The sequence below is a fragment of the Streptomyces sp. NPDC088915 genome, from assembly GCF_044749825.1.
Taxonomy (GTDB): Bacteria; Actinomycetota; Actinomycetes; order Streptomycetales; family Streptomycetaceae; genus Streptomyces.
Window position 1 is genome coordinate 323,536 of the sequence record NZ_JBIVIR010000001.1, and the last position, 24,676, is coordinate 348,211.

Here is a 24,676-nt window from a genome sequence, read left to right on the forward strand (position 1 = left end):
CCTCGGGCGGTCCTGACGAGAGAAGGCCTGTCCCATGAATGTCTCCCCGCTGCCCTCGGTGGACGCGGCTTCCGTGCCGGCCGATGCCCTGGTGCTGGACGTCAGGGAGGAGGACGAGTGGGCCGCGGGCCACGTCGAGGGCGCGGTGCACGTGCCGATGAGCGACTTCGTGGCCCGCTTCGGCGAGGTCACGGAGTCCCTGGCCGAGCACGGCCGGGCCTATGTGATGTGCCGGGTGGGCGGCCGGTCGGCGCAGGTCACGCAGTACCTGGTCCAGCAGGGCTTCGACGCGGTGAACGTCGACGGCGGGATGCTCGCCTGGGACGGCGCCGGTCGCCCGATGGTGGCGGAGAACGGCGCCCAGGCGTTCGTGCTCTGACCTCTGACCTCTGACCTCCGACCTCTGACCTCTGGCCCCCTGACCTCTGGCCCCCTGACCCAGGGCCCCCGGGCCTGGAGCCGGAGAGGGACCTGAGCCGTTCCTCCCGGGCCCCGGGCCCGTCCCGTCAGCGGTCGAAGTCCAGCTCCACGTCGGCGGTGGTCGGGCGGGACTGGCAGGCCAGGACGTAACCGGCCTCCGTCTCGTCCGGCTCCAGGGCGAAGTTGCGGTCCATCCGCACCTCTCCGCCGACGACGAAGGCCCGGCAGGTGCCGCACACCCCGCCCTTGCAGGCGTACGGGGCGTCCGCGCGGGCGCGGAGCACGGTGTCCAGGAGCGTCTCGCCCCGCTCCACCGGCCAGGTGCCGGACCGGCCGTGCAGGGTCGCGGTCAGGGTGGCGTGCGCGGGGGCGTCGGCCGCCGGGGCCGCCACGGGCGCGGAGCCGTCGTCGACGTGGAAGATCTCCTGGTGGATCCGGCCCCGGTCGACGCCCAGGTCGCGCAGCGCCCGCTCGGCGCCCTGCACCAGACCGAACGGGCCGCACAGGAACCAGCCGTCGACCTCGCCGACGGGCAGCAGCGCGGGAAGCAGCCCGGCGAGCCGCTCGCGGTCGAGCCGGCCGGACGGAAGACCCGCCTGCTGCTCCTCCCGGGAGAGCACGGTGACCAGCTGGAAGCGGTCGGGGTGGCGGTCCTTCAGGTCGGCCACCTCGTCCAGGAACATCGTGGACGCGGCGGTGCGGTCGCTCCGGACCAGGCAGAACCGGGCCTCCGGCTCGCGGGCGAGCAGGGTGGCCGCCATCGAGAGCACCGGGGTGATGCCGCTGCCGCCGACGACCGCGGCGAAGCGGCCGGGACGCGGGGCGAGCGTGAAGCGGCCCGTCGGCTCCATGACCTCGACGAGGTCGCCGACGGCCAGCTCCTTGAGGGCGTACGTCGAGAACGCGCCGCCGTCCACGAGCCGGATGCCGACGCGCAGGATGGGGGGCTCGCCGACCGGGGCGGCGGGGGCGCAGATCGAGTACGTGCGCCGGACCTCCTCGCCCCGCTCGCCGGTGCGCCGCAGCGCCAGGTGCTGGCCGGGCAGGTGCCGGTACGTCTCGCGCAGCTCGGGCGGGACCGCGAAGGTGACGGCCACGGAGTCGTCCGTGAGCCGCTCGACCCCGCTCACCGCGAGCGGATGGAACCCGGCCCGTCCCGCGCCTGAGGACACCATCTACAGCTCCTTGAAGTGGTCGAACGGTTCGCGGCAGGCGGTGCAGCGGCGCAGAGCCTTGCACGCGGTGGAGGAGAAGCGGCTCAGGAGCTCGGTGTCGGTGGAGCCGCAGTGCGGGCAGCGGATCGCCAGCGCCAGCGGCACCGGGCCGCCGGCCGGGCCCTGCGGGCGCGGCGGGGCGATGCCGAACTCGGTGAGCTTGCGCCGCCCCTCCTCGCTGATGTCGTCGGTGGACCACGCGGGGGTAAGGACCGTGACGACGGAGACCTCCGGGACCCCGTGGTCGTGGAGGGCGCGCTCGATGTCCGAGGACATGGCCTCGATCGCGGGGCAGCCCGTGTACGTCGGGGTGAGGGTGACCTCGACCCGGCCGGGGCCGGTGACGTGGACGCCCCGCATCACCCCCAGCTCCTCCAGGGTGAGGACGGGCAGCTCCGGGTCGGGGACGGAGCCGGCGACCCGGCTCAGCTCCTCCTCCAGGGCCGTCATGGTCACCACGACGCCCCCGGGTGGCTGCGGTGCAGGTGCTGCATCTCGGCCAGCATCCGCCCGAAGGGCTCGGTGTGCAGGCCCTGGCGGCCCGCGCCCGCGCTCCAGGCGCCGGTGCGCGGCCCGGCGGGCACGGCGAGCGTGGCCCTGCCGAGGACGTCCGTCACCGACTCCAGCCAGGCGCTCTCTAGGGTCGCGTGGTCCACGTCGAGCCCCTCGACCGGCTGGAACAGCTCGCCGGTGTACCGCCACAGGGCCTCGCAGGCCCGGCTCATCCGCTCGTGGCTCTCGGGGGTGCCGTCGCCGAGGCGCAGCGTCCACTGCTCGGCGTGGTCCCGGTGGTAGGCGACCTCCTTGACGGCCTTCGCCGCGAGACCGGCGAAGGGCCCGTCGCCGGAGGCCAGCCGCCCGTACAGCAGGTGCTGGTAGGTGGAGAAGTAGAGCTGCCGGACGATGGTGTGGGCGAAGTCGCCGTTCGGCTGCTCGACGAGCTGGACGTTCCGGAAGGAGCGCTCCTCCCGGAGGTAGGCCAGTTCGTCCTCGTCGCCGACGAGGGAGAGCAGGACGCGGGCCTGGCCGAGCAGGTCGAGCGCGATGTTGGCCAGGGCGACCTCCTCCTCCAGGACGGGGGCGGAGCCGGCCCACTCCCCCAGGCGGTGGGAGAGGACGAGGGCGTCGTCACCGAGGGCGAGGGCCGCGCCGACGGGCACGGCGGCGGTGGCGCTCTCGCGGGTGCCGCGGGTGTCGGGGGTGCTCACAGGTGCTTCACCCCCTCCGGGATCTCGTAGAAGGTCGGGTGGCGGTAGGCCTTGTCCGCCGCCGGGTCGAAGAAGGGGTCCTTCTCGTCGGGCGAGGAGGCGGTGATCGCCGCGGAGGGCACGACCCAGATCGAGACGCCCTCGCTCCTGCGGGTGTACAGGTCGCGGGCGTTGCGCAGGGCCATCTCCGCGTCGGGCGCGTGGAGACTGCCCGCGTGGGTGTGGGACAGTCCGCGGCGCGAGCGCACGAACACCTCCCACAGCGGCCAACCGTCGCTCGTCATGCCTGTGCCTCCCCGTTCTCACCGGTGTGCTTCTTCGCGTGGGCCGCCGCCGCTTCCCTGACCCAGGCGCCGTCCTCGTGGGCCTGGCGCCGCCTGCTCAGCCGCTGGTCGTTGCAGGGGCCGTTCCCCTTGAGGACGTCCCAGAACTCGGTCCAGTCGATCGGCCCGAAGTCGTAGTGCCCGCGCTCCTCGTTCCACCGGAGGTCCGGGTCGGGGAGGGTGAGGCCGAGCGCGTCGGCCTGCGGCGCGGCGATGTCGACGAAGCGCTGCCGCAGCTCGTCGTTGGAGTGGCGCTTGATCTTCCAGGCCATCGCCTGGGCCGTGTGGGTCGACTCGTCGTCCGGCGGGCCGAACATCATCAGCGAGGGCCACCACCAGCGGTTCACCGCGTCTTGCGCCATGGCGTGCTGGGCCTCGGTGCCGTTCGACAGGGCGAGCAGCGCCTCGTACCCCTGGCGCTGGTGGAAGGACTCCTCCTTGCAGACCCGGATCATCGCGCGGGCGTACGGGCCGTAGGAGCAGCGGCACAGGGGGACCTGGTTGGTGATCGCGGCGCCGTCCACCAGCCAGCCGATCGCGCCGACGTCGGCCCAGGTCAGCGTGGGGTAGTTGAAGATCGAGGAGTACTTCTGGCGGCCGGAGTGGAGCTTGTCGAGCAGCTCGTCGCGGCTGGTGCCGAGGGTCTCCGCCGCGCTGTACAGGTAGAGGCCGTGGCCGGCCTCGTCCTGCACCTTGGCCATCAGGATCGCCTTGCGGCGCAGCGAGGGCGCGCGGGTGATCCAGTTCGCCTCGGGCTGCATGCCGATGATCTCGGAGTGGGCGTGCTGCGCGATCTGCCGGACGAGCGAGGCGCGGTAGGCCTCGGGCATCCAGTCGCGCGGCTCGATGCGCTCGTCGGCGGCGACGGCGGCGTCGAACACGGCCTCGTGGGCGGCCGTCTCCACCGCGGCCGCGTCCGCCGCGTCGACCGTGCCCGCGCCGCCCGTCGTGCCCGCGGTCCCTGCCGTTCCTGCCGTCACTGCGGTCATCAGATCCCCTACCGACCGATCGTTCGGTTCATTGGCTTCAATGGTGAGACGGCGGCCCGTATGGTGTCAACCCTGTGGATAACCGAGGTGGGCCGATCGGGATCGGGGCGGGGGATGGACGCGTACGTCGAAAAGGACGCGGTCGAGGTGAGAGATGACCGGCGGACACCCCCGGAGGAGCCCCCGCCCGCCCTGCCCGACCCCGCGCCCCCGCGGGCCGCCGGGCCGGGCACCGGCATCATGGCGCTCTCCCTGCCGTACCAGGTCGTCGTCGCCGTCGCGCTCGCCGTCACCGCCGTGTTCGCCTGCGTCCACCTGGCGATGGTCTTCCTGCACGTGGCGCCGTCCAACACGCTGACCAAGCAGAACGGTCAGGCCGTCGACGACTGGATCTACCCCGAGTTCGAGCAGAACTGGAAGCTCTTCGCGCCCAATCCGCTCCAGCAGAACGTCTCCGTCGAGGCCCGCGCCGAGGTCACCGCCGCCGACGGCGTCCGCCGGACCACCGGCTGGATCGACCTCACGGCCCAGGACGCCGAGGCGATCCGCCACAACCCGATGCCCAGCCACACCCAGCAGAACCAGCTCCGCAGGGCCGTGGACTTCTACTTCAACTCGCACACCGACGGGCACCGCCCCAACGGGCTGCGCGGCCGCCTCTCGGAGCAGTACATGCGCCGGATCGCGGTGCAGCGGCTCGACGCCCTCCCCGCGCTCGCGGGCTCCGACGTGCGCCGCGTCCAGCTCCGCGCCGTCACCCGGCCCGTCCCGGCGCCGCACTGGAGCACCGAGAAGTCGAAGTCCTCCCCCTCCTACCGCGGCTTCCCGTGGTGGCGGATCACCGACGCCGACCGGTCCGCCGACACCGGTGCCGACCGGAACCGTACGGAGGCGGCCCGATGAGTACCCCGACCCCGAACCCGACCCCGGCCCCGGCCCCCGTGTCCGCCTCCACGCGTGCGCGTGCCCGCGAGCCCTTCGACCGCCGGCTCGCCCGCGCCGTCCAGACCGTCACCGGCCGCCCCCTCGGCCCGTACCAGAGCGCGATCGTACGGATCGGCTTCTCGCTGACCTGGCTGCTCTTCCTGCTGCGCGAGCTGCCGCACCGGCACCAGCTCTACGGCCTCGAAAGCCCCTGGTCCTGGAGGATGGCCGAGCGGCTGATCGCCGACAACCGGGCCTTCACCGTGCTCATGTGGTCGGACGGCCGGCTCTGGTTCGAGGTCGTCTACGGACTCGCGGTGCTCTCCGCCGCCCTGCTCCTGGTGGGCTGGCGCACCCGGGCCGTCTCCGTGGTCTTCATGGTCGGGGTGCTGTCGCTGCAGAACCGCGCCGTCTTCGTCGGCGACGGCGGCGACAACGTCCTCCACCTCGCCGCGATCTACCTCGTCCTGACCCGCTGCTCCCGGGTGTGGTCCCTCGACGCCCGGCGGGCGGCCCGCGAGGAGCGCGCCGCCCGCGCCGGGGAGCCCCCGCGCCGCGACCTCACCGGCCCGCTGCTGTGGACCGTGCTCGGCGGCTTCCTCGTGGCCGCCACCTGGTTCTCCGACGTCAGCGGCGAGTGGTGGATGCCGGTGCTGCTGTGGGTGCTCTGGCTGGGGAACGCGCTGTGGTGGCTGGCCCGCCGGTACGCCCCGGGGGAGCCCCGCACCCTGCTCGACGCCCTCGCCGACCTCGCGCACAACGCCACCCTGCTCGTGCTCATGGCGGAGGTCTGCCTGATCTACGCCACGGCCGGCTGGTACAAGATCCAGGGCTCGCGCTGGCAGGACGGCACCGCGCTGTTCTACCCGCTCCACCTGGACTACTTCACGCCCTGGCCCGCCCTCTCCGAGCTGCTCGCCTCCAGCGGGATCATGGTGATGGTGCTGACCTACGGCACGGTGATCGTGCAGGTCGCCTTCCCCTTCACGCTCTTCAACCGCAAGGTCAAGAACGTCCTCCTGGTCGCGATGATGCTGGAGCACGCCGGGATCGCCCTGCTCCTCGGCCTGCCGGTCTTCTCGCTGGCGATGATCTCCGCCGACGCGGTCTTCCTGCCGACGGTGTTCCTGGTGGCCCTGGGCGCGCGCGTGACCCGGATCCGGGACCGGCTGCTGCGGCGGACCCCGGACGGGACGCTGCCCGAGCAGCGCCGTGCGGACGGGGAGCACGCCCCCCGTACCCTCGTCGGGTGAGCACCACCGAAGAGACGCCCGGGACCGGGCCGGAGACCGCCGGGGCCGAGCAGGAGCCGGTCCAGTACGACGAGGGGTTCGGCCCCGAGGTCGGCGTCGGGCCGCACCCCGAGCCGTGGCCCGAGGGCGAGCGGTACGACCCCGAGCTGCTCGCCGGCGGCGACCGGCGCAACGTCGTCGACCGCTACCGGTACTGGACGCGGGAGGCGGTCGTCGCCGACCTGGACACCCGGCGCCACGACTTCCACGTGGCGGTGGAGAACTGGGGCCACGACTTCAACATCGGCTCGGTGGTGCGGACCGCCAACGCCTTCCTGGCCAAGGAGGTCCACATCGTGGGCCGGCGGCGCTGGAACCGGCGCGGCGCCATGGTCACCGACCGCTACCAGCACGTCCGCCACCACCCGGACACCGAGTCGCTGACCTCGTGGGCGGCGGCCGAGGGCCTGCCCGTCATCGGCATCGACAACCTGCCCGGCGCCGTGCCGCTGGAGCGGACCGTGCTCCCCCGCCGCTGCGTGCTGCTCTTCGGGCAGGAGGGCCCCGGGCTCACCGAGGAGGCCCGCGCCCACGTGGAGACGGTCTGCTCGATCGCCCAGTTCGGCTCCACCCGGTCGATCAACGCGGGGGCGGCCGCCGCCATCGCCATGCACGCGTGGATCCAGCGGTACGCGGAGATCGAGACCCCATAGGGGTCCTGGAGCGGCAGGGCCCGGTGGGGCCCCGCCGCGCCACGGGAGGTCAGGCCTGGCGGCGGACCTCCACCACCCGGAAGCGGTTGGCGACGAAGGCGCCGTCGCACAGGGCGGCGTTCGCCGCCGGGTTGCCGCCGGAGCCGTGGAAGTCGGAGAACGCGGCCGTCTGGTTCACGTACACCCCGCCCGTCAGGTTCAGCGAGAGCTGGGCCGCCTCCTCCAGGCAGACCTCCTCCACCGCGCGCTCGACCTCCTCCGAGGTCGTGTACGCGCCGACCGTCATGGCGCCCTTCTCGCGGACCGTGCGCCGCAGCAGCTCCAGGGCGTCGGCGGTGGAGTCCACCGCGACGGCGAAGGAGACCGGGCCGAAGCACTCCGAGAAGTACGCGTCCTGGGCCTCCGGCTTGGAGCCGTCCAGCTTCACGATCACCGGGGTGCGGACCACGGCGTCCGGGAACTCCGCGTTGGCCACCTCGCGGGAGGCGAGCGCCACCTCGCCGAGGTCGGCGGCGGCCTCCAGGCGCGCCTTCACGTCCGGGTTGACCAGGGCGCCGAGCAGGCCGTTGGCCCGGGCGTCGTCGCCGAGCAGGCCGTCGACTGCCGCCGCGAGGTCGGCCACGACCTCGTCGTACGCCTTGGGGCCCTGGTCGGTGGTGATGCCGTCGCGGGGCACCAGCAGGTTCTGCGGGGTGGTGCACATCTGGCCGCTGTAGAGGGACAGCGAGAAGGCCAGGTTGCCGAGCATGCCCCGGTAGTCGTCGGTGGAGTCCACCACGACCGTGTTGACCCCGGCCTTCTCGGTGTAGACCTGGGCCTGGCGGGCGTTGTCCTCCAGCCAGTCGCCGAAGGCCGTCGAGCCGGTGTAGTCGATGATCCGGACCTCGGGGCGCAGGGCCAGGGTCTTGGCGATGCCCTCGCCGGGGCGCTCGACGGCGAGCGCCACCAGGTTCGGGTCGAAGCCCGTCTCGGCGAGCACCTCGCGGGCGATCCGGACGGTGAGCGCCAGCGGCAGGACCGCGCGCGGGTGGGGCTTGACCAGGACCGCGTTGCCGGTGGCGAGGGAGGCGAACAGGCCCGGGTAGCCGTTCCACGTGGGGAAGGTGTTGCAGCCGATCACCAGGGCGACGCCCCGGCCGACCGGGGTGAACTCCTTGCTCAGCTCCAGGGGGTCGCGCTTGCCCTGGGGCTTGGACCAGCCGGCCCGCCCGGCGGGGGTGCGGGTCTGCTCCGCGTACGCGTACGCCACGGCCTCCAGGCCGCGGTCCTGGGCGTGCGGGCCGCCGGCCTGGAAGGCCATCATGAACGCCTGGCCGCTGGTGTGCATGACGGCGTGGGCGAGCTCGTGGGTGCGGGCGGAGATCCGGGCGAGGATCTCCAGGCAGACCAGGGCGCGCGTCTCGGCCCCGGCGTCCCGCCAGGCGCCCATCCCCGCGCGCATGGCGGGGAGCAGCACGTCGACGTCCGCGTGCGGGTACTCGACGCCCAGCTCCGGGCCGTACGGCGAGACCTCGCCGCCGGTCCAGCCGTCCGTGCCGGGCTGGTCCAGCTCGAAGCGGCCGTTCAACAGGGACTGGTACGCGGCGAGGCCGGCCGCCGCGTCGAGGGAGCCGTCCGCCCCGTAGGCCTTCGGGTGCTCGGGGTGCGGCGACCAGTAGGCGCGGGTGCGGATGGTGTCGAGCGCCTGGTCGAGCGTGGACCGGTGCTTCTCGGCCAGACGGTCGGTGGTCGGCTGAGCGGTGGCCATGGATGGACCAACTCCTCGTCGAGCTGGGCAGGGAGACACGTACGGAGTTAGAGTAACCGAACGATCGGTCGGGACAAGGGGGTCCGTCGATCCTGTGGAAAACCCATCGGGGAGGATCACTCCCATGAGTGCCGACGTGACCGTCAGGGGGAGCGACGACGTGACCGCCAAGGAGCCCGCCGCCGTGGAGCAGGACCGCGTTGCAGCCGTGGAGGTGGAGACGGAGGGCGCCGGGACCGTGGGGCCCGTCGGGCGGCACCGCGTCGTCGCCGTCGTCGGCACCGGGACCATGGGGCAGGGCATCGCCCAGGTCGCGCTGGTCGCCGGCCACCCCGTGCGCCTCTACGACAGCGCCCCCGGCCGGGCCGGGGAGGCCGTGGCCGCCCTCACCGCCCGCCTCGACCGGCTCGTGGAGAAGGGCCGCCTGGACGCGGGCGCGCGCGAGGCGGCCGTCGGACGGCTGCACGCGGCCGGGGAGCTCGCCGAGCTCGCGGACGCGGCCCTCGTCGTCGAGGCGATCGTCGAGGACCCGGCGGTCAAGCGGCGGCTCTTCGCCGACCTGGAGGAGGTCGTCGGCGACGACACCGTCCTCGCCACCAACACCTCCTCGCTCTCCGTCACCGCCGTCGCCGGGGGCCTGCGGCTGCCCGGCCGGTTCGTCGGACTGCACTTCTTCAACCCGGCGCCGCTGCTCCCGCTCGTCGAGGTCGTCAGCGGCTTCGCCACCGACCCGGACGTCGCCACGCGCGCGTACGAGACGGTGAAGGGCTGGGGCAAGACGCCGGTGCGCTGCACGGACACCCCCGGCTTCCTCGTGAACCGGGTCGCGCGCCCCTTCTACGCCGAGGCGCTGCGGATCCACGAGGAGGGCGGGGCCGACCCGGCCACCATCGACGCGGCCCTGCGCGAGAGCGGCGGCTTCCGCATGGGCCCCTTCGAGCTGACCGACCTCATCGGCCAGGACGTGAACGAGGCCGTCACCCGCTCCGTCTGGGAGTCCTTCCACCACGACCCCAAGTTCACCCCGTCGCTCGCACAGCGCCGGCTCGTCGAGTCGGGTCGCCTCGGCCGCAAGACGGGCCACGGCTGGTTCTCGTACGCGGAGGGCGCCGAGCGGCCCGAGCCGCACACGGCCCCGCCGGCGAAGGCGCCGGAGCGGATCACCGTCCTGGGCGACCTCGGGCCCGCCGAGCCGCTGGTGGGGCTCTTCGAGGAGGCGGGGGTCGAGGTCCGGCGCGAAGGCGGCGACGGGTACGTCCGGCTGCCCGGCGGCGCCCGGCTCGGCCTGGCCGACGGCGAGGCCTCCTTCGAGCGCCCCGGCGAGGAGACCGTCCGCTTCGACCTCGCGCTGGACTACGCGCGCGCGACCCGGATCGTCCTTTCGACCGGCGAGCACACCTCGGCCGCGTCCCTCGCCGAGGCCGTCGGCCTCTTCCAGGCCCTCGGCAAGCGGGTCTCCGTCATCGGCGACGTGCCCGGCATGATCGTCGCCCGTACGGTCGCGATGCTGGCCGACCTCGCGGCCGACGCGGTCGAGCGGGGGGTCGCCACCGCCGAGGACGTCGACACGGCGATGCGGCTCGGCGTGAACTATCCGGCGGGCCCGCTGGAGTGGGCGGAGAAGGTGGGACACGCGCGCGTGCGGGACCTGCTCGCGTCGCTGCACGAGCGCTACCCGACGGGGCGGTACGCGCCGAGCCGGGCCACCGCCCGCAAGGGGTACGCCGAGGAAGGACGGGTTTCCCGATGACCACGGCGAAGCGCGACACGTACACCCCCGAGACGCTGCTCTCGGTCGCGGTGCGGGTCTTCAACGAGCGCGGTTACGACGGCACCTCGATGGAGCACCTGTCGAAGGCGGCGGGCATCTCCAAGTCGTCGATCTACCACCACGTGTCCGGCAAGGAGGAGCTGCTCCGGCGGGCCGTCAGCCGGGCGCTCGACGGCCTGTTCGCGGTCCTCGACGAGCAGGGGGCCGGGCGGGGCCGGGCCGTCGAGCGGGTCGAGTACGTCACGCGCCGCACCGTCGAGGTGCTGATCGAGGAGCTGCCGTACGTGACGCTGCTGCTGCGGGTGCGCGGCAACACGGCCACCGAGCGGTGGGCGATGGAGCGGCGCCGCGAGTTCGACCACCGGGTGGCCGACCTCCTGAAGGCGGCCGTCGCCGAGGGCGACCTGCGGGCCGACGTGGACATCCGGCTCGCGACCCGGCTGCTCTTCGGCATGATCAACTCGCTGGTGGAGTGGTACCGGCCGCACCCGGACACGGCGGCGGAGCGGCGGCGGATCGCCGACACCGTCGTCCGCCTGGCCTTCGACGGGCTGCGGACGGCCCGCTGACGTCCCCGGCGGACCCGGCCCCGGACTCTCGCCCCGGGCCCACCGCTCCGGACTCTCGCCCCGGGCCCACCGCCCCGGACCCCCGTCCCGGGCCCTCTGCTCCAGGCCTCTCGCCCCGGCCCCTCCGCCCTGGGCCCTCGTTCCCGGGCCCTCGCCCCGGCCCCCTCAGTGGTCCGGGTCGAGGTCCGTCTCCTCGAAGACCAGCAGGGTCCGGGTCGAGAGCACCTCCGGGATCGACTGGAGCTTGGTGAGCACCAGCTCGCGCAGGGTCCGGTTGTCCGGGGTGTGCACCAGGAGCAGGACGTCGAAATCGCCGCTGACCAGCGCGATGTGCGCGGCTCCCGGCAGGGCCTGGAGCTGTTCGCGCACGGTCCGCCAGGAGTTCTGGACGATCTTGAGCGTGATGTAGGCGGAGGCGCCCTGGCCCGCCCGCTCGTGGTTCACGCGGGCGCTGAAACCGCGGATCACCCCGTCGTCGATGAGCCGGTTGATCCGCGCGTAGGCGTTGGCCCGGGAGACGTGCACCCGTTCGGCCACGGACCGGATCGAGGCGCGGCCGTCCGTCTGGAGTATCCGCAGGATGTCGCGGTCGACGGCGTCCAGCGGGCGCGCGGGCGGGCCCGGGAGCGCCGCCGCGGGGGCCGGTGACACGACCTGCTCCCACTCGTCGGCCATTTGTTCATCCGCCATGTGCCCCCGCCTCTCTCCGGTGGACGACCTGTCCTTATCCCAAGCTGTGGAGAACCGTTTGTCCACAGGCTGGTGGCGCCTGTAGCCAAAATGCCTCCACGACCGAACAATCGGTAGGTGAGGCGCACCACACTCGCGCCGCCCGCCTTCGGGCTTCACGCCCGCTCCCACGAGGAGGTGGACTCGTTGCGACAGCGCAGTTCGACAGTCCAAGAGCCGCCCGGTGCCGCGCCCGCCCACCGGACCACCCCGCCGGCGTGGCGGCCGCGCACCGACCCCGCGCCGCTGCTGCCCGACGCCGAGCCGCTGCGCGTGCTCGGCACGGACGCCGTGGCCGACGCCGACCCCGCACTGCTGCTGCGCCTCTACGCGGAGCTGGTCCGCGGCCGCCGGTACAACACCCAGGCGACCGCCCTCACCAAACAGGGCCGGCTCGCCGTGTACCCGTCCACCACCGGCCAGGAGGCGTCCGAGATCGCCGCCGCGGCGGTCCTGGAGGACCGGGACTGGCTCTTCCCCTCGTACCGCGACACCCTGGCGGCGGTGGCCCGCGGCCTCGACCCCGTGCAGGCCCTGACCCTGCTCCGCGGCGACTGGCACACCGGCTACGACCCGCACGAGCACCGGATCGCGCCGCTCTGCACCCCCCTGGCCACCCAGCTCCCGCACGCGGTGGGCCTCGCCCACGCCGCCCGCCTCAAGGGCGACGACGTGGTCGCCCTCGCCATGGTCGGCGACGGCGGCACCAGCGAGGGCGACTTCCACGAGGCGCTGAACTTCGCGGCCGTCTGGCAGGCCCCCGTGGTCTTCCTCGTCCAGAACAACGGCTTCGCGATCTCCGTGCCGCTCGCCAAGCAGACCGCCGCCCCCTCCCTCGCCCACAAGGCCGTCGGATACGGCATGCCGGGCCGGCTCGTCGACGGCAACGACGTGGTCGCCGTCCACCAGGTGCTCACCGAGGCCGTGGCCCGCGCGCGGCGCGGCGGCGGGCCGACCCTCGTCGAGGCCGTCACCTACCGGATCGACGCCCACACCAACGCCGACGACGCCACCCGCTACCGCGAGGCCGCCGAGGTCGAGACCTGGCGGGCCCACGACCCCGTCCTGATCCTCGAACGGGAACTCACCGCACGCGGCCTGCTCGACGAGGACGGCAGGCGTGCCGCGGCCGAGGCCGCCGAGACGATGGCCGCGGACCTGCGCGAACGGATGAACGCCGACCCGGTGCTCGACCCGATGGACCTCTTCGCCCACGTGTACGCGGAGCAGACCACGCAACTGCGCGAACAGGCGGCGCAGCTGCGCGCCGAGCTCGAAGCCGAGGGTGAGGCGTGATGAAGACCGCGACGACCGGCCCCAAGGCGTCCGGGGCCGGCGGGAAGGCCGGGAAGGCCAAGCCCGCCACGATGGCGCAGGCGCTCCAGCGCGCCATGCGCGACGCCATGGCCGAGGATCCGACCGTCCACGTGATGGGCGAGGACGTCGGCACCCTCGGCGGGGTCTTCCGGGTCACCGACGGGCTCGCCGAGGAGTTCGGCGAGGACCGCTGCACGGACACCCCGCTGGCCGAGGCCGGCATCCTCGGCGCGGCCGTCGGCATGGCCATGTACGGCCTGCGGCCGGTCGTGGAGATGCAGTTCGACGCCTTCGCGTACCCGGCGTTCGAGCAGCTGATCTCCCACGTGGCGCGCATGCGCAACCGCACGCGCGGCGCGATGCCGATGCCGATCGTCATCCGGGTGCCGTACGGCGGCGGGATCGGCGGCGTCGAGCACCACAGCGACTCCTCCGAGGCCTACTACACGGCCACCCCGGGCCTCCACGTCGTCACCCCGGCCACCGTCGAGGACGCCTACGGCCTGCTGCGCGCGGCCATCGCCTCCGACGACCCGGTGGTCTTCCTGGAGCCCAAGCGGCTCTACTGGTCCAAGTCCGACTGGTCCCCCGAGGCGCCCGCGCGCGTCGAGCCCATCGGCAGGGCCGTCGTGCGGCGCCGGGGCACCGGCGCCACCCTGATCACCTACGGACCCTCGGTGCCGGTCTGCCTGGAGGCCGCCGAGGCCGCGCAGGCGGAGGGCTGGGACCTCGAAGTCGTCGACCTGCGCTCGCTCGTGCCGTTCGACGACGAGACCGTCTGCGCCTCGGTGCGGCGCACCGGACGCGCCGTCGTGGTCCACGAGTCGACCGGCTTCGGCGGCCCCGGCGCGGAGATCGCCGCCCGGGTGACCGAGCGCTGCTTCCACCACCTGGAGGCGCCGGTGCTGCGGGTCGCGGGCTTCGACATCCCGTACCCGCCGCCGATGCTGGAGCGGCACCACCTGCCCGGCGTGGACCGGGTCCTGGACGCGGTGGCGCGGCTCCAGTGGGAGGCGGACAACTGATGGCCCAGGTCCTCGAATTCAAGCTCCCCGACCTCGGCGAGGGACTCACCGAGGCCGAGATCGTGCGCTGGCTGGTCGCCGTGGGCGACGTCGTCGCCGTCGACCAGCCGGTCGTCGAGGTCGAGACGGCCAAGGCCATGGTCGAGGTGCCCTGCCCGTACGGCGGCGTCATCACCGCCCGGTACGGCGAGGAGGGCACCGAACTGCCCGTCGGCGCACCGCTCCTGACGGTCGCCGTGGGCGGCACGGGGGAGGCGGAGCCCGCGTCCGTTCCCGCCGCCCCGGAGAAGGGCACCGGGGACGCCGAGTCGGCCGTCTCCTCCGAGTACTCCGGCAACGTCCTCGTCGGCTACGGCACCGCAGGGCCCGCCGCCCGGCGCCGCCGGGTCCGGCAGACGAGCCCGACGGCCGCTCCCGCTCCGGTTCCGGTTCCGGCTCCGGTCACTGCCCCCGCATCCGTTCCCGCTCTTGCTCTCGCTTCCGCTTCCGCTTCCGCGCACCAGGGCCCCGTGCCCGTCATCTCGCCGCTCGTGCGGAAGCTGGCCAGGGACGGGGGGCTCGATCTGCGGCAGGTGCGCGGGTCCGGGCCCGAGGGGCTGATCCTGCGGGCCGACGTGGAACTGGCCCTCACGACGGCCCGGGACCACCGGGCGCCCGCGCCGGCGTCCGTTCCCTCCGCCCCCTCCGTCGCGCCGGTGGGCGAGCGGGTTCCGCTGCGCGGGGTCCGCGGAGCGGTCGCGGACAAGCTGTCCCGCAGCCGTACGGAGATCCCGGACGCGACCTGCTGGGTCGACGCCGACGCGACCGGGCTGATGACCGCCCGGGCGGCGATGAACGCGGCGGGCGGGCCGAAGATCTCGCTCCTCGCGCTCCTCGCCCGGATCTGCGTCCACGCCCTGGCCCGGTTCCCCGAGCTCAACTCCACGGTCGACACCGCCGCACGGGAGATCGTCCGGCTGCCGGACGTGCACCTCGGGTTCGCCGCCCAGACCCCGCGCGGCCTGGTCGTCCCCGTGGTCAAGGACGCGGGGAGGCGGACGGCCGAGTCGCTGACGGAGGAGTTCGGGCGCCTGACCGAGGCCGCCCGGCAGTCCGCGCTCACCCCGGCCGACCTGACGGGCGGCACGTTCACCCTCAACAACTACGGGGTGTTCGGGGTCGACGGCTCCACGCCGATCATCAACCACCCCGAGGCAGCCATGCTCGGCGTCGGCCGGATCATCCCCAAACCCTGGGTGCACCAGGGCGAACTGGCCATCCGTCAGGTGGTGCAGCTCTCGCTCACCTTCGACCACCGGGTCTGCGACGGCGGCACGGCGGGCGGCTTCCTGCGGTACGTGGCGGACTGCGTCGAACAGCCGGCGGTGCTGCTGCGCACGGTCTGACGGCCCCTGCTGACGTCCGGTCCGACGAGACCCGTCGCCGCAAGGTCCGACGAGACCCGTCGCCGCAAGGTCCTGCGCCACCCGTCGCCGCAAGGTCCTGCGCCACCCGCCACCGCAAGGTCCTGCGCCACCCGTCGCCGTACGGTCTGCGGCACCCGCCGTCGCCCGGCCCGTCTCTTGCCGTCGCCCGGCCCGTCCCTCCCCGTGGGACGGGCCGGGCGCCCGTGGCCCCCGGCGGCCCATACTGCTGGGGTGACCACCGCATACGACGCCGTCGTGCTCGCCGGGGGCGCCGCCCGGCGCCTCGGCGGCACGGACAAGCCCGGGGTACGGATCGGGGGCCGGACCCTCCTCGACCGGGTGCTCGCGGCCTGCTCCGACGCCGGCCGGACCGTGGTCGTCGGGTCCTCCCGGTCGGCCGGCCGGCCCGTCCGCTGGACCAGGGAGGACCCGCCCGGCGGCGGTCCGGTGGCCGCTCTCGACGCAGGCGCGCGGGAGACGGAGGCCGCCGTCCTGCTCGTCCTCTCCGCCGACCTGCCCTTCCTGGACGGCGCCACCGTACGGAGCCTCCTCGGCGCGCTGGACGAGGACCCCGGGACGGAGGCCGCGCTCCTCACCGACGCCGGGGGACGCGACCAGCCGCTCGTCGCCGCGTACCGGTCCGGCCCGCTGCGCCGCGAGCTGGCCCGGCTCGCGGACGAGCACGGCGGTCTCGCCCATCTGCCCCTGCGTCACCTCACGCACGGGCTCCGGCTCGTCCGGCTTCCCGCGGGTCCCCTCGCCTCCTTCGACTGCGACACCTGGGAGGACATCGCCACGGCCCGCGCCCGCATCAGGGAGCATGGGAGCGTGTTGGACGAATGGATCACCGCAGTCAAGGACGAACTGGGCATCGAGTTGGACGTCGACACCGGCGTCCTGCTCGACCTGGCCCGTGACGCCGCCCACAACGTGGCCCGCCCCGCCGCGCCCCTGACCACCTTCCTGGTGGGGTACGCGGCGGCGCGCGCGGGCGAGGGGGGCCCCGAGGCGGTCGCGGAGGCGGCTCGCAAGGCCGCGGCGCTCGCCCTGCGCTGGGAGGCCGAGCAGGACGGGGCCGGATGAGCCTGATGGAGCCCGCTCCCGTGGCCCCCGGCTCCGCCGACACGCCTTCCGACCCTGTCGGTGGTGCCCCTGAGCCCACCGGCGGTGCCGAGGCCGGACACCCGCACCGGGCCACCGCCTGGCCCGAGGCGCGGGCCGTCGCACACCGCGCGGGGGTCGCGGCCCGGGCCGGCCGGGAGCCGAGGGGCCTTCCGCTGGGGCGGGCGCTCGGCCAGGTCCTGACGGGGCCGCTCCCGGCCCTCGCCGACCTGCCGTCCTTCGACACCTCCGCCATGGACGGCTGGGCGGTCGCGGGCCCCGGCCCCTGGCACGTCCGCGAGGAGCCCACCGTCCTCGCCGGCCACGCTCCGGCCGCCGCCCTCGCCCACGGGGAGGCGGTACGGATCGCCACCGGCGCCCCCGTCCCGCCCGGGACCACCGCCGTCCTCCGTACCGAACACTCCCGCACCGAGCACCCGGACGGCGGACGCCGGGTTCTGCTGCACGCCCTGCGCCAAGTCGTCACCGGGCAGGACATCCGTCCCCGGGGCCAGGAGTACCGCTCCGGCGACGAGCTGCTGCCCGCCGGCACCACCGTGACCCCCGCCGTCCTCGGCCTCGCCGCGGCCGCCGGATACGACGAACTCCTCGTGCTGCCCCGCCCCCGCGTGGAGGTCCTGGTCCTCGGCGACGAGCTCCTCACCGCCGGTCTCCCCCACGACGGACTCATCCGGGACGCCCTCGGCCCGATGCTCGGCCCCTGGCTGGCGGCGCTCGGCGCGGACGTCCTCGCCACCCGCCGGATCGGCGACGACGCCGAGGCGCTCCACGCGGCCGTCACCGGCTCCGCCGCCGACCTGGTCCTCACCACCGGGGGCACCGCCGCCGGGCCCGTGGACCACGTCCACCGCGTGCTCCACAAGGCCGGTGCCACGCTCCTGGTCGACGGGGTGAAGGTACGGCCGGGGCACCCCATGCTCCTCGCCCGCCTCGGCGCCGACCCCGCCCGCCCCCACCGCGTGCGCCACCTCGTCGGCCTCCCCGGCAACCCGCTCGCGGCCGTCTCCGGTCTCCTCACCCTCGCCGCACCGCTGCTCGCCGCCCTGAGCGGGGACGGGCCCCGCGCGGAGGGCGGACCCTACGCGGAGGACGGACCCCGCACGGAAGACGGACCCCGCACCGAGGACGGGGCCGGATCCGGGGCCCGGGCCCCCGTGCCGTACCGTGTGCCCGTTCGGGACGAGGTGCACGGGCACCCCCATGACACACGACTCGTCCCGGTCGTCCGCCGCAGCGGGTCGGCCGTTCCGCTGCGCTACCACGGTCCGGCCATGCTCCGCGGCATCGCCGCCGCGGACGGCCTGGCCGTCGTCCCGCCCGGCGGGGCACGGCCCGGACAGGAACTGGACGTCCTCGATCTTCCCTGGCCGCCGACGGCGGGGGCCGCGCCGGCCCAAGGAGCGTGTTTCACGTGAAACTTCCCAGTCGTGACGTGATGGCCCGCCACGCGGACGAGAAGATCTCCGGTCCGCGGGTCACCCTGCCCCGCCGGGAGGTGGAGCGGCCGCTGCGCCAGGTCGGCAAGCGGCTGCTCATGGCGCTCGGCGTCCTCGTCGTGACGATCTTCCTCGTCTACTTCGACCGCGACGGCTACCACGACAACGCCGACGAGGCGCTCGACTTCCTCGACTGCGCCTACTACGCGACCGTGACGCTCTCCACCACCGGATACGGCGACATCGTCCCGTACAGCGACTCGGCGCGGCTCGTCAACATCCTGCTGGTCACGCCCCTGCGCGTGCTGTTTCTGATCATTCTGGTCGGCACCACCCTGGAGGTCCTCACCGAGCGGACCCGGGAGGAGTTCCGGCTGAACCGCTGGAGGTCCACCTTGCGCGACCACACCGTCATCGTCGGGTTCGGCACGAAGGGGCGGTCGGCGATCCAGACCCTCTGCGCGACCGGTCTCAGCAAGGAGCAGATCGTCATCGTCGATCCCTCCAGCAAGGTGATCGAGACGGCGAACGCGGACGGCTTCGTCGGCGTCATCGGCGACGCCACCCGCAGCGCCGTGCTGCTCCGCGCCGAGGTGCAGCGGGCCCGGCAGATCGTCATCGCCACCCAGCGCGACGACACGGCCGTCCTGGTCACCCTGACCGCGCGCCAGCTCAACCGGGGCGCGAAGATTGTCGCCGCCGTCCGCGAGGAGGAGAACGCGCCGCTGCTGCGCCAGTCCGGCGCGGACGCGGTCATCACCAGTGCCAGTGCCGCCGGGCGTCTGCTCGGCCTCTCGGTGCTGAGCCCCAGCGCCGGCACGGTGATGGAGGACCTCATCCAGCAGGGTTCCGGGCTCGACCTGGTCGAGCGCCCCGTGACCAAGAGCGAGGCGGGCAAGAGCGTGCGGGAGACCGGGGACCTGGTGGTGAGCGTGCTCCGGGGCCACCGCCTGCTCAGTTACGACGACCCCGCGGCCAGCCCGCTCCAACTGACCGACCGGGTGATCACCATCGTGCGCGCGGCGCCGGTGACCCGGCTCACCACCCCTCCGGAGGAGTGAGCCCGCCGGGCCCCGTCCCGGCGGGGGAACGGGACCGCCGGGCCCGCGGGCCCGCCCCGCGGGGGTCGCGGGAGTAGCCTCGCCGCCATGTATGCGATCACGATTCCGGAACCCGGCGGACCCGAGGCCCTGGTCTGGTCCGAGGTGCCCGATCCCGTACCCGGCGAGGGCGAGGTGCTCGTCGAGGTGGCGGCGAGCGCGGTCAACCGCGCCGACCTGCTCCAGCGCCAGGGCTTCTACGACCCGCCGCCGGGCAGCTCCCCGTACCCCGGCCTGGAGTGTGCGGGCCGGATCGCCGCGCTCGGCCCGGGGGTGTCCGGCTGGGCCGTCGGCGACGAGGTGTGCGCCCTGCTCGCCGGCGGCGGTTACGCCGAGAAGGTCGTGGTCCCGGCCGGGCAGCTCCTTCCGGTGCCGAAGGGCCTCGACGTGGCCACGGCCGCCGCGCTCCCCGAGGTCGCGTGCACCGTCTGGTCCAACATCTTCATGATCGCCCAGCTCCGGCCGGGCGAGACGCTCCTCGTGCACGGCGGCGCGAGCGGGATCGGGACGATGGCGATCCAGCTGGCGAAGGCGATCGGCGCCCGGGTCGTGGTCACCGCCGGAAGCCCCGCGAAGCTGGCGCGCTGCGCCGAGTTGGGCGCGGACGTCCTCATCGACTACCGCGAGCAGGACTTCGTCGAGGAGCTGGCCGGGGCGACGGACGGGGCCGGTGCGGACGTCATCCTGGACATCGTCGGCGCCAAGTACCTGGAACGGAACGTGAAGGCGCTCGCCGTGAACGGGCGTCTGGTGATCATCGGTCTCCAGGGCGGGGTGAAGGGCGAGTTGAACCTCGGGGCGCTGCTCGCGAAGCGCGGCGCCGTCATGGCGACCACGCTGCGGTCCCGCCCGGCGGGGGAGAAGGCGGCGATCGTCGCCGCCGTCCGGGAGCACGTCTGGCCGCTGGTCGAGGCGGGCACGGTCCGGCCGGTCGTCGACCGCACGGTGCCGCTGCCGGAGGCCGCCGACGCGCACCGGGCGCTGGAGGCCGGCGACCACGTCGGCAAGGTCCTGCTCCTCGCGCCCGGCGCCTGACCCGGTCCACAGCGCGGAGGGGCCCGGCGCACCCCGGGGCCCGATGAGGGAGGCGCACCCCGGGGCCCGCACCCCCTCCGTACGACGCGGAAGGGGCCCGGCACACCGTTTCCGTGCCGGGCCCCTTCGCGACGCGTACGGCGTCCTACAGGTACGGCCCCGAGCGGACCGCGTGGCCCGGGCCGTGGTCGTCGTCATCGTCGTGACCGGAGCCCGGCGGCAGCGCCCGGCGCATCTGCTCCAGTTGGGCGCGGGCCGCCATCTGCTGGGCGAACAGCGCCGTCTGGATGCCGTGGAAGAGGCCCTCCAGCCAGCCCACCAGCTGCGCCTGCGCGATGCGCAGCTCCGCCTCGGAGGGGATCGCCTCGTCCGTGAACGGCAGGGAGAGACGCTCGAGTTCCTCGACCAGCTCGGGCGCGAGCCCGTCCTCCAGCTCCTTCACGGAGCTGGCGTGGATGTCCTTGAGCCTGACCCGGCTGGCCTCGTCGAGAGGTGCCGCGCGTACTTCTTCCAGGAGCTGCTTGATCATGCTGCCGATCCGCATGACCTTCGCAGGCTGCTCGACCATTTCCGTCACCGGGACCTCGCGGGATTCGTCGTCGCCCTGAGTGCCGCCGAGCGCCATCCCGTCCTGTCCCACGATGAGGACCTGGGGGCTCTCCTGCGACCTGTCATTCCTCGGCATCTCCATGCCGCCATTCTCTCGTACACGTGCCTCACCACGGGGTGTGCCCCTGTACGAGGGTGATCCACCCTCGTACAGGGGCACAGATGGGCGACGGAGAACGTCAGGTCGCCGCGCGCCGGGCCAGCGCGCCGCGCGAGCGGGTCACGAGGGCGGCGAGCAGGGCGGCGCCCAGCGGGACGGCGACGAGCAGGAGGCCCAGCGTCTCCCAGGGGACGACGATCGGCAGGTCCGGCGGCGCCGTGTCGGCGCTCCAGCCCTCGGCGACGCTCATCTCGTGGTACCGGAGCTGGTCGCGCTCCTCGGTGAGCCGGAGCCCCACGGCGGGCAGCAGACCGGCCGCCGAGCCGAGGACCACGCCCATCGCGGCCACGACACCGCACTGGAAGCCGCTGAGCGTGCGGCGGACCCGGGGCGGGGCGCCCACGGCGGCGAGCGTCTTCAGATCGGCCTCGGCGTCCGCCTGGGCGAGCCCGGTGGCGATGCCTGCGGCGCCGATGGTGACCAGGCCGGCGAAGATGGCCAGCGAGAGCAGGACGATCCCGTACTCGTTGACGAAACCCTGCTCCAGGTGCAGTTCGACGTCGCTGCCGAGCTTGGCGATCTCGCCGTCGAGTTTCTGCCGCTGCTCGTCGTCCGGGAGCCGGTCGGTGTCGGCGTATACGCCCAGCGGGACGGTGGAGAGACCGGCGGCCTTGGCCGCGGCCGGGGTCATCAGGGCCTGGATCCCGTAGGAGTTCTTGTCGCCGGGCACCAGGTAGGCGGGCACGGAGCTGACCTTGCCGGGCGCGGGACGGCCTTCCTCCATGGCCTTGTCGGCGGCGGTGGTGTCGGTGATCTGCTTGAGCCCGATGGTGCCGTTCTTGTCGATCTGGGCCCGGTCGAAGGTGACGATCCTGCCGTCGGCGAGGGCCTTCTCGGCCCCGGCGTCGTCGACACCGAGCACCTTGAGGAGCGTGGCGTCACCGATGAGCAGACCGCCGTCGACGTAGATCCCGCTGTGGAAGGACTCCTTGCAGCGCCAGTCCTCGGTGAGCATCTTCCGCCGTTGGTCGGGCGTGAACTTCTCCGAGGGGTCGCCGCCGCCCGGGACCGACACGTACATCGGGCACTCGTTCGCCGGGGGCACGACGACCTCGAAGCGTCCGCAGCCCGCGTCGTTGCTCCACGGGGCACAGCCGGGCTTGCCGACCGAGACGCGGTCGACGTCGGCGCGCAGGTCGACGGGCAGGTACCGCTGGACGGCCTCGCGGACCGCCGGGACGTCCCGGCCGCCCTCTTCGCGGACGAAGGCGGCGACGACGCCGTACGGCAGCGTGGGCTGGTACGCGGCCCTGTTCTCGGCCTCCCTGCTGGCCATGTACGTGGAGACGGCGACCGTTCCCGCGACGGCGGCGAGCACGGCGGCGACGGCCGGAGCCGTACGGCCCCGGTTGCGGACGGCGTCCCGCAGCGCGAGGCGCGGGGAGAGCGGCAGCCAGCGTCCGCTGCGTCCGAACAGGCCCACCAGGGCCGGGGTCATCGCGACGACACCCAGCTCGGCGAGGGCGGAACCGGCCGCCACCAGGGCGACCTGCTCGGTGACCAGGGAGCCCAGGAGGGCGACGGCCCCGCCGAGGAGGACGGCCACGAGGCCGATGACGGGCAGCACGCGGCTGCTGCGGCGGACACCGCGCCGGCCGGTGAGCGAGGAGAGGACGCTCTGTCGGGAGGCGGTGACGGCCGGGACGATCGCGGCGAGCAGACCGGTCAGGACCGCGAGCAGCGCGATGGCGAGGATTTCGAGCGGCCGGACGTCGAAGGCGCCGAACCGCTGGCCCATCGCCTGTTCGAGGAGCGGCTGGAGCGCCAGGGTCAGGGCCACGGCGAGCACGGTGCCGATGACGGCGGCCGCGACACCGATGACCAGACCGCCGCTCAGCACGATCGCCCGGATGTGGCTGCGGGCACCGCCGTTGGCGCCGACCAGGCCGAGCTGACGGCGGGAGCGGCGGGCGCCGACCGCGAAGGCGGGACCGGCGAGGAGGCAGATCTCCAGCATCGCCAGGCCCACGACGGTCGCGACCGCGGCGAGCTCGGCGGCCCGGCCCGCGGGCCCGGCCTCGTAGTCCCCCCAGTTCCCCTGCTGGTAGAGCGGAACGTCGGCGTCGGCGGGCGGAGCGAGCAGCACGGCGCGCGAGGCGACGAGGACGCCCTTGGTGTTGATCTCCTGAACCGTGTTCCACGTGAAACCACCGGACTTCCGCACCAGGTACGAGACGGAGGAGCCGGGGGCCGACAGACCGGCCTTCTCGACGGCCTTCGCGTACGGGGCGAGGAAGGCGCCGGGGAGCGCGTTGACCTGATCGGTCTTGAGCGTGTCGGGAAGTTCGTAGGAGCCGACGATCCGATACGGACGCTCGAAGTTGCGAGCGGAAAGGGTCGAGCCGACCGACAGACCGCTGGTCTCCAGGAAGTGCGAGGTCGCCATGACCTCGTCGTTCTTCTCCGGGTAACGCCCCTCCAGGAGCGGCATGATGCCGCGGGTGACCGGGTCGGACGCCTTCAGCTCGCGCACCTCGGTCATGAGCAGGCCGTGGGCCGTGGTCAGCTTGGCCGACCCGACGCGGTCCGTGAGGACGGTGGAGCCCGCGGGGATGGCCTTGGTGACGTCGGTGGCGCCCGACGGCCACTGCTCGTCTTCCCGGATCCTGGCCGGGATGCCCATCTCGCCCTCCGGGTCTTGGAGGATCGGCACGCCGGCCATATCGGCGTCCCGGAAGCGGGCGTCGGCCGCGCCGATCGTCCGGTCCACCTTCTCGGCGGGCGACAGCTCCGAGCTGCGGAAGGTCAGGTCGAAGGCGCTGACGCCCAGGATGGGCAGGGCGATCATCGCGAGGACGAGCGCGCTGCGGCCCTTGGCGCGCCAGGCGTCACGACGGGCTATGCGGATCGCGGCCCGCCAGGAGTGGAACCAGGTCTTCACGCCTCCGCCACCTGGCCCGAGAGGAGGGAGTCGGCCTCGCTGCGCACGGTCTGGTCGACGATGGCGCCGTCCCGCAGGAACACGACGCGGTCGGCCCAGGCGGCGAACCGCGGCTCGTGGGTGACGAGGACGCCGGCGGCGCCCGCGTCGCAGCGGGAGCGGAGCAGGGCGAGGACGGACTCGCCGGTCTCGGAGTCGAGGGCGCCGGTCGGCTCGTCGGCGAGGACCAGACGGCGGTCGCCGACCAGGGCGCGGGCGATGGCCACGCGCTGCTGCTGGCCGCCGGACATCTCGTCGGGGAAGCGGTCGGCGAGGTGGCCGAGCGACATCTCCTCCAGGGCGGCGAGGGCCTCGACGCGCGCCTTGCGGGCGGATATCCCGTCCAGTTCGCGGGGCAGGGCCACGTTCTCGGCGGCGGTGAGGGCCGGGATGAGGTTGTAGTCCTGGAAGACGTAACCGATGCTGCGGCGGCGGAGGGCCGCCAGTTCCTTGATGCCGACGGTGGTGATGTCGGTGTCCTCGACGATCACCCCGCCCGAGGTGGGGGAGTCCAGGCCGCCCGCGATGGTGAGCAGGGTGGACTTGCCGGAGCCGGACGGACCCATGACGGCGACGAGTTCACCGGGGTACACGGCGAGGTCGATGCCGCGCAGGGCGTGCACCTCGGTGGCGCCCGAGCCGTGGACCCGGGTCAGGTTCTTCAGTTGCAGCACGGGCTGCTGTGCGGACATGGAAGGGTTCCCCCC

The 24,676-nt window shown here is 73.9% G+C and carries 23 protein-coding genes; 13 read left to right on the forward strand and 10 right to left on the reverse strand.

Annotation, left to right across the window (positions count from 1 at the left end):
- Positions 1-34: 34 nt before the first annotated feature.
- The gene (locus ACIP5O_RS01520) at positions 35-379 is read left to right on the forward strand and encodes a rhodanese-like domain-containing protein (protein ID WP_356539567.1); all 345 of its coding nucleotides are present in this window, start codon (positions 35-37) and stop codon (positions 377-379) included.
- Positions 380-506: 127 nt separating this feature from the next.
- Here the strand turns inward: ACIP5O_RS01520 and ACIP5O_RS01525 are convergent, their stop codons facing one another.
- Genes ACIP5O_RS01525 through paaA form a run of 5 tightly spaced genes read right to left on the reverse strand, consistent with a single transcriptional unit; the run spans position 507 to position 4,154 of the window.
- The gene (locus tag ACIP5O_RS01525) at positions 507-1,595 is read right to left on the reverse strand and encodes a 2Fe-2S iron-sulfur cluster-binding protein (RefSeq protein WP_401287173.1); all 1,089 of its coding nucleotides are present in this window, start codon (positions 1,593-1,595) and stop codon (positions 507-509) included.
- Positions 1,596-2,093: a 1,2-phenylacetyl-CoA epoxidase subunit PaaD gene (gene paaD, locus ACIP5O_RS01530; protein ID WP_356539563.1), complete on the reverse strand. Its 498-nt coding sequence runs from the start codon at positions 2,091-2,093 to the stop codon at positions 1,596-1,598.
- On the reverse strand, positions 2,087-2,842 hold the full coding sequence (paaC, locus tag ACIP5O_RS01535) for a 1,2-phenylacetyl-CoA epoxidase subunit PaaC (RefSeq protein WP_401287176.1): 756 nt from the start codon (positions 2,840-2,842) through the stop codon (positions 2,087-2,089). Before paaC ends, paaD begins: the two co-directional genes overlap by 7 nt.
- Entirely contained in the window at positions 2,839-3,126 is a 288-nt protein-coding gene (gene paaB / locus ACIP5O_RS01540; protein ID WP_062753816.1) for a 1,2-phenylacetyl-CoA epoxidase subunit PaaB, read from the reverse strand. The genes paaC and paaB overlap by 4 nt, the downstream gene beginning before the upstream one ends.
- Positions 3,123-4,154 carry a 1,2-phenylacetyl-CoA epoxidase subunit PaaA gene (paaA, locus tag ACIP5O_RS01545; RefSeq protein WP_401287180.1) on the reverse strand — a complete coding sequence of 344 codons (1,032 nt, stop codon included), beginning with the start codon at positions 4,152-4,154 and terminating at the stop codon, positions 3,123-3,125. Before paaA ends, paaB begins: the two co-directional genes overlap by 4 nt.
- Positions 4,155-4,268: 114 nt before the next feature.
- Here paaA and ACIP5O_RS01550 point away from each other — a divergent pair, with 114 nt between their 5' ends.
- From ACIP5O_RS01550 to ACIP5O_RS01560, 3 genes are read left to right on the forward strand one after another with little or no spacing between them, the layout of a single operon-like run.
- On the forward strand, positions 4,269-5,057 hold the full coding sequence (locus tag ACIP5O_RS01550; RefSeq protein ID WP_401287183.1) for a DUF5819 family protein: 789 nt from the start codon (positions 4,269-4,271) through the stop codon (positions 5,055-5,057).
- Complete coding sequence (locus tag ACIP5O_RS01555) at positions 5,054-6,331, forward strand: HTTM domain-containing protein (protein WP_401287185.1); 1,278 nt, start codon at positions 5,054-5,056, stop codon at positions 6,329-6,331. Before ACIP5O_RS01550 ends, ACIP5O_RS01555 begins: the two co-directional genes overlap by 4 nt.
- Positions 6,328-7,023: a TrmH family RNA methyltransferase gene (locus ACIP5O_RS01560; RefSeq protein ID WP_356539553.1), complete on the forward strand. Its 696-nt coding sequence runs from the start codon at positions 6,328-6,330 to the stop codon at positions 7,021-7,023. The genes ACIP5O_RS01555 and ACIP5O_RS01560 overlap by 4 nt, the downstream gene beginning before the upstream one ends.
- 49 nt (positions 7,024-7,072) lie before the next feature.
- Here ACIP5O_RS01560 and paaN read toward each other — a convergent pair whose 3' ends face one another.
- A complete protein-coding gene (paaN, locus tag ACIP5O_RS01565; protein WP_401287188.1) occupies positions 7,073-8,770 on the reverse strand; it encodes a phenylacetic acid degradation protein PaaN in 1,698 nt (565 codons plus the stop codon).
- Between the two features lie 124 nt (positions 8,771-8,894).
- Here paaN and ACIP5O_RS01570 point away from each other — a divergent pair, with 124 nt between their 5' ends.
- Entirely contained in the window at positions 8,895-10,520 is a 1,626-nt protein-coding gene (locus ACIP5O_RS01570) for a 3-hydroxyacyl-CoA dehydrogenase (protein WP_401287191.1), read from the forward strand.
- Positions 10,517-11,110 carry a TetR/AcrR family transcriptional regulator gene (locus ACIP5O_RS01575; protein WP_356539547.1) on the forward strand — a complete coding sequence of 198 codons (594 nt, stop codon included), beginning with the start codon at positions 10,517-10,519 and terminating at the stop codon, positions 11,108-11,110. Before ACIP5O_RS01570 ends, ACIP5O_RS01575 begins: the two co-directional genes overlap by 4 nt.
- A 165-nt stretch (positions 11,111-11,275) precedes the next feature.
- Here ACIP5O_RS01575 and ACIP5O_RS01580 read toward each other — a convergent pair whose 3' ends face one another.
- Positions 11,276-11,785 (reverse strand): Lrp/AsnC family transcriptional regulator, encoded by a 510-nt coding sequence (locus ACIP5O_RS01580; RefSeq protein WP_401288100.1) that lies wholly within the window; start codon positions 11,783-11,785, stop codon positions 11,276-11,278.
- Between the two features lie 192 nt (positions 11,786-11,977).
- Here ACIP5O_RS01580 and pdhA point away from each other — a divergent pair, with 192 nt between their 5' ends.
- From pdhA to ACIP5O_RS01615, 7 genes are all read left to right on the forward strand, one after another.
- Positions 11,978-13,135: a pyruvate dehydrogenase (acetyl-transferring) E1 component subunit alpha gene (gene pdhA, locus ACIP5O_RS01585; RefSeq protein WP_401288102.1), complete on the forward strand. Its 1,158-nt coding sequence runs from the start codon at positions 11,978-11,980 to the stop codon at positions 13,133-13,135.
- Positions 13,135-14,181, forward strand: coding sequence for an alpha-ketoacid dehydrogenase subunit beta (locus ACIP5O_RS01590; protein ID WP_401287194.1), 1,047 nt, complete (start codon positions 13,135-13,137; stop codon positions 14,179-14,181). The genes pdhA and ACIP5O_RS01590 overlap by 1 nt, the downstream gene beginning before the upstream one ends.
- The gene (locus ACIP5O_RS01595; RefSeq protein WP_401287196.1) at positions 14,181-15,566 is read left to right on the forward strand and encodes a dihydrolipoamide acetyltransferase family protein; all 1,386 of its coding nucleotides are present in this window, start codon (positions 14,181-14,183) and stop codon (positions 15,564-15,566) included. Before ACIP5O_RS01590 ends, ACIP5O_RS01595 begins: the two co-directional genes overlap by 1 nt.
- A gap of 252 nt (positions 15,567-15,818) precedes the next feature.
- The gene (locus tag ACIP5O_RS01600) at positions 15,819-16,670 is read left to right on the forward strand and encodes an NTP transferase domain-containing protein (RefSeq protein ID WP_401287199.1); all 852 of its coding nucleotides are present in this window, start codon (positions 15,819-15,821) and stop codon (positions 16,668-16,670) included.
- A 5-nt stretch (positions 16,671-16,675) separates the two neighbouring features.
- On the forward strand, positions 16,676-18,124 hold the full coding sequence (locus ACIP5O_RS01605; RefSeq protein ID WP_401288105.1) for a molybdopterin molybdotransferase MoeA: 1,449 nt from the start codon (positions 16,676-16,678) through the stop codon (positions 18,122-18,124).
- On the forward strand, positions 18,121-19,206 hold the full coding sequence (locus tag ACIP5O_RS01610; protein WP_401287201.1) for a potassium channel family protein: 1,086 nt from the start codon (positions 18,121-18,123) through the stop codon (positions 19,204-19,206). Before ACIP5O_RS01605 ends, ACIP5O_RS01610 begins: the two co-directional genes overlap by 4 nt.
- A gap of 87 nt (positions 19,207-19,293) precedes the next feature.
- The gene (locus tag ACIP5O_RS01615; protein ID WP_401287203.1) at positions 19,294-20,280 is read left to right on the forward strand and encodes an NAD(P)H-quinone oxidoreductase; all 987 of its coding nucleotides are present in this window, start codon (positions 19,294-19,296) and stop codon (positions 20,278-20,280) included.
- A gap of 145 nt (positions 20,281-20,425) precedes the next feature.
- On the opposite strand, the gene ACIP5O_RS01620 is transcribed toward ACIP5O_RS01615, so the two are convergent.
- The 3 genes from ACIP5O_RS01620 to ACIP5O_RS01630 all read right to left on the reverse strand — a co-directional run bounded on the left by ACIP5O_RS01620 (position 20,426) and on the right by ACIP5O_RS01630 (position 24,661).
- Positions 20,426-20,971, reverse strand: a complete 546-nt coding sequence (locus ACIP5O_RS01620) for a bacterial proteasome activator family protein (RefSeq protein WP_351968826.1) — start codon at positions 20,969-20,971, stop codon at positions 20,426-20,428.
- Between the two features lie 97 nt (positions 20,972-21,068).
- Positions 21,069-23,930: an FtsX-like permease family protein gene (locus ACIP5O_RS01625; protein ID WP_401287206.1), complete on the reverse strand. Its 2,862-nt coding sequence runs from the start codon at positions 23,928-23,930 to the stop codon at positions 21,069-21,071.
- Complete coding sequence (locus tag ACIP5O_RS01630; RefSeq protein ID WP_401287209.1) at positions 23,927-24,661, reverse strand: ABC transporter ATP-binding protein; 735 nt, start codon at positions 24,659-24,661, stop codon at positions 23,927-23,929. The genes ACIP5O_RS01625 and ACIP5O_RS01630 overlap by 4 nt, the downstream gene beginning before the upstream one ends.
- Positions 24,662-24,676: the final 15 nt, after the last annotated feature.

Excerpts from the sequence above, each read along its gene's own strand:
- ACIP5O_RS01630 (WP_401287209.1), bottom strand. The coding sequence starts at position 24,661 with ATGTCCGCACAGCAGCCCGTGCTGCAACTGAAGAACCTGACCCGGGTC.
- ACIP5O_RS01595 (WP_401287196.1), top strand. The coding sequence starts at position 14,181 with ATGGCCCAGGTCCTCGAATTCAAGCTCCCCGACCTCGGCGAGGGACTC.
- ACIP5O_RS01570 (WP_401287191.1), top strand. The coding sequence starts at position 8,895 with ATGAGTGCCGACGTGACCGTCAGGGGGAGCGACGACGTGACCGCCAAG.
- ACIP5O_RS01555 (WP_401287185.1), top strand. The coding sequence starts at position 5,054 with ATGAGTACCCCGACCCCGAACCCGACCCCGGCCCCGGCCCCCGTGTCC.
- ACIP5O_RS01620 (WP_351968826.1), bottom strand. The coding sequence starts at position 20,971 with ATGGAGATGCCGAGGAATGACAGGTCGCAGGAGAGCCCCCAGGTCCTC.
- ACIP5O_RS01605 (WP_401288105.1), top strand. The coding sequence starts at position 16,676 with ATGGAGCCCGCTCCCGTGGCCCCCGGCTCCGCCGACACGCCTTCCGAC.
- ACIP5O_RS01575 (WP_356539547.1), top strand. The coding sequence starts at position 10,517 with ATGACCACGGCGAAGCGCGACACGTACACCCCCGAGACGCTGCTCTCG.
- ACIP5O_RS01520 (WP_356539567.1), top strand. The coding sequence starts at position 35 with ATGAATGTCTCCCCGCTGCCCTCGGTGGACGCGGCTTCCGTGCCGGCC.
- ACIP5O_RS01525 (WP_401287173.1), bottom strand. The coding sequence starts at position 1,595 with ATGGTGTCCTCAGGCGCGGGACGGGCCGGGTTCCATCCGCTCGCGGTG.
- ACIP5O_RS01550 (WP_401287183.1), top strand. The coding sequence starts at position 4,269 with ATGGACGCGTACGTCGAAAAGGACGCGGTCGAGGTGAGAGATGACCGG.
- paaB (WP_062753816.1), bottom strand. The coding sequence starts at position 3,126 with ATGACGAGCGACGGTTGGCCGCTGTGGGAGGTGTTCGTGCGCTCGCGC.
- ACIP5O_RS01590 (WP_401287194.1), top strand. The coding sequence starts at position 13,135 with ATGAAGACCGCGACGACCGGCCCCAAGGCGTCCGGGGCCGGCGGGAAG.
- ACIP5O_RS01615 (WP_401287203.1), top strand. The coding sequence starts at position 19,294 with ATGTATGCGATCACGATTCCGGAACCCGGCGGACCCGAGGCCCTGGTC.
- paaN (WP_401287188.1), bottom strand. The coding sequence starts at position 8,770 with ATGGCCACCGCTCAGCCGACCACCGACCGTCTGGCCGAGAAGCACCGG.
- paaA (WP_401287180.1), bottom strand. The coding sequence starts at position 4,154 with ATGACCGCAGTGACGGCAGGAACGGCAGGGACCGCGGGCACGACGGGC.
- ACIP5O_RS01580 (WP_401288100.1), bottom strand. The coding sequence starts at position 11,785 with ATGGCCGACGAGTGGGAGCAGGTCGTGTCACCGGCCCCCGCGGCGGCG.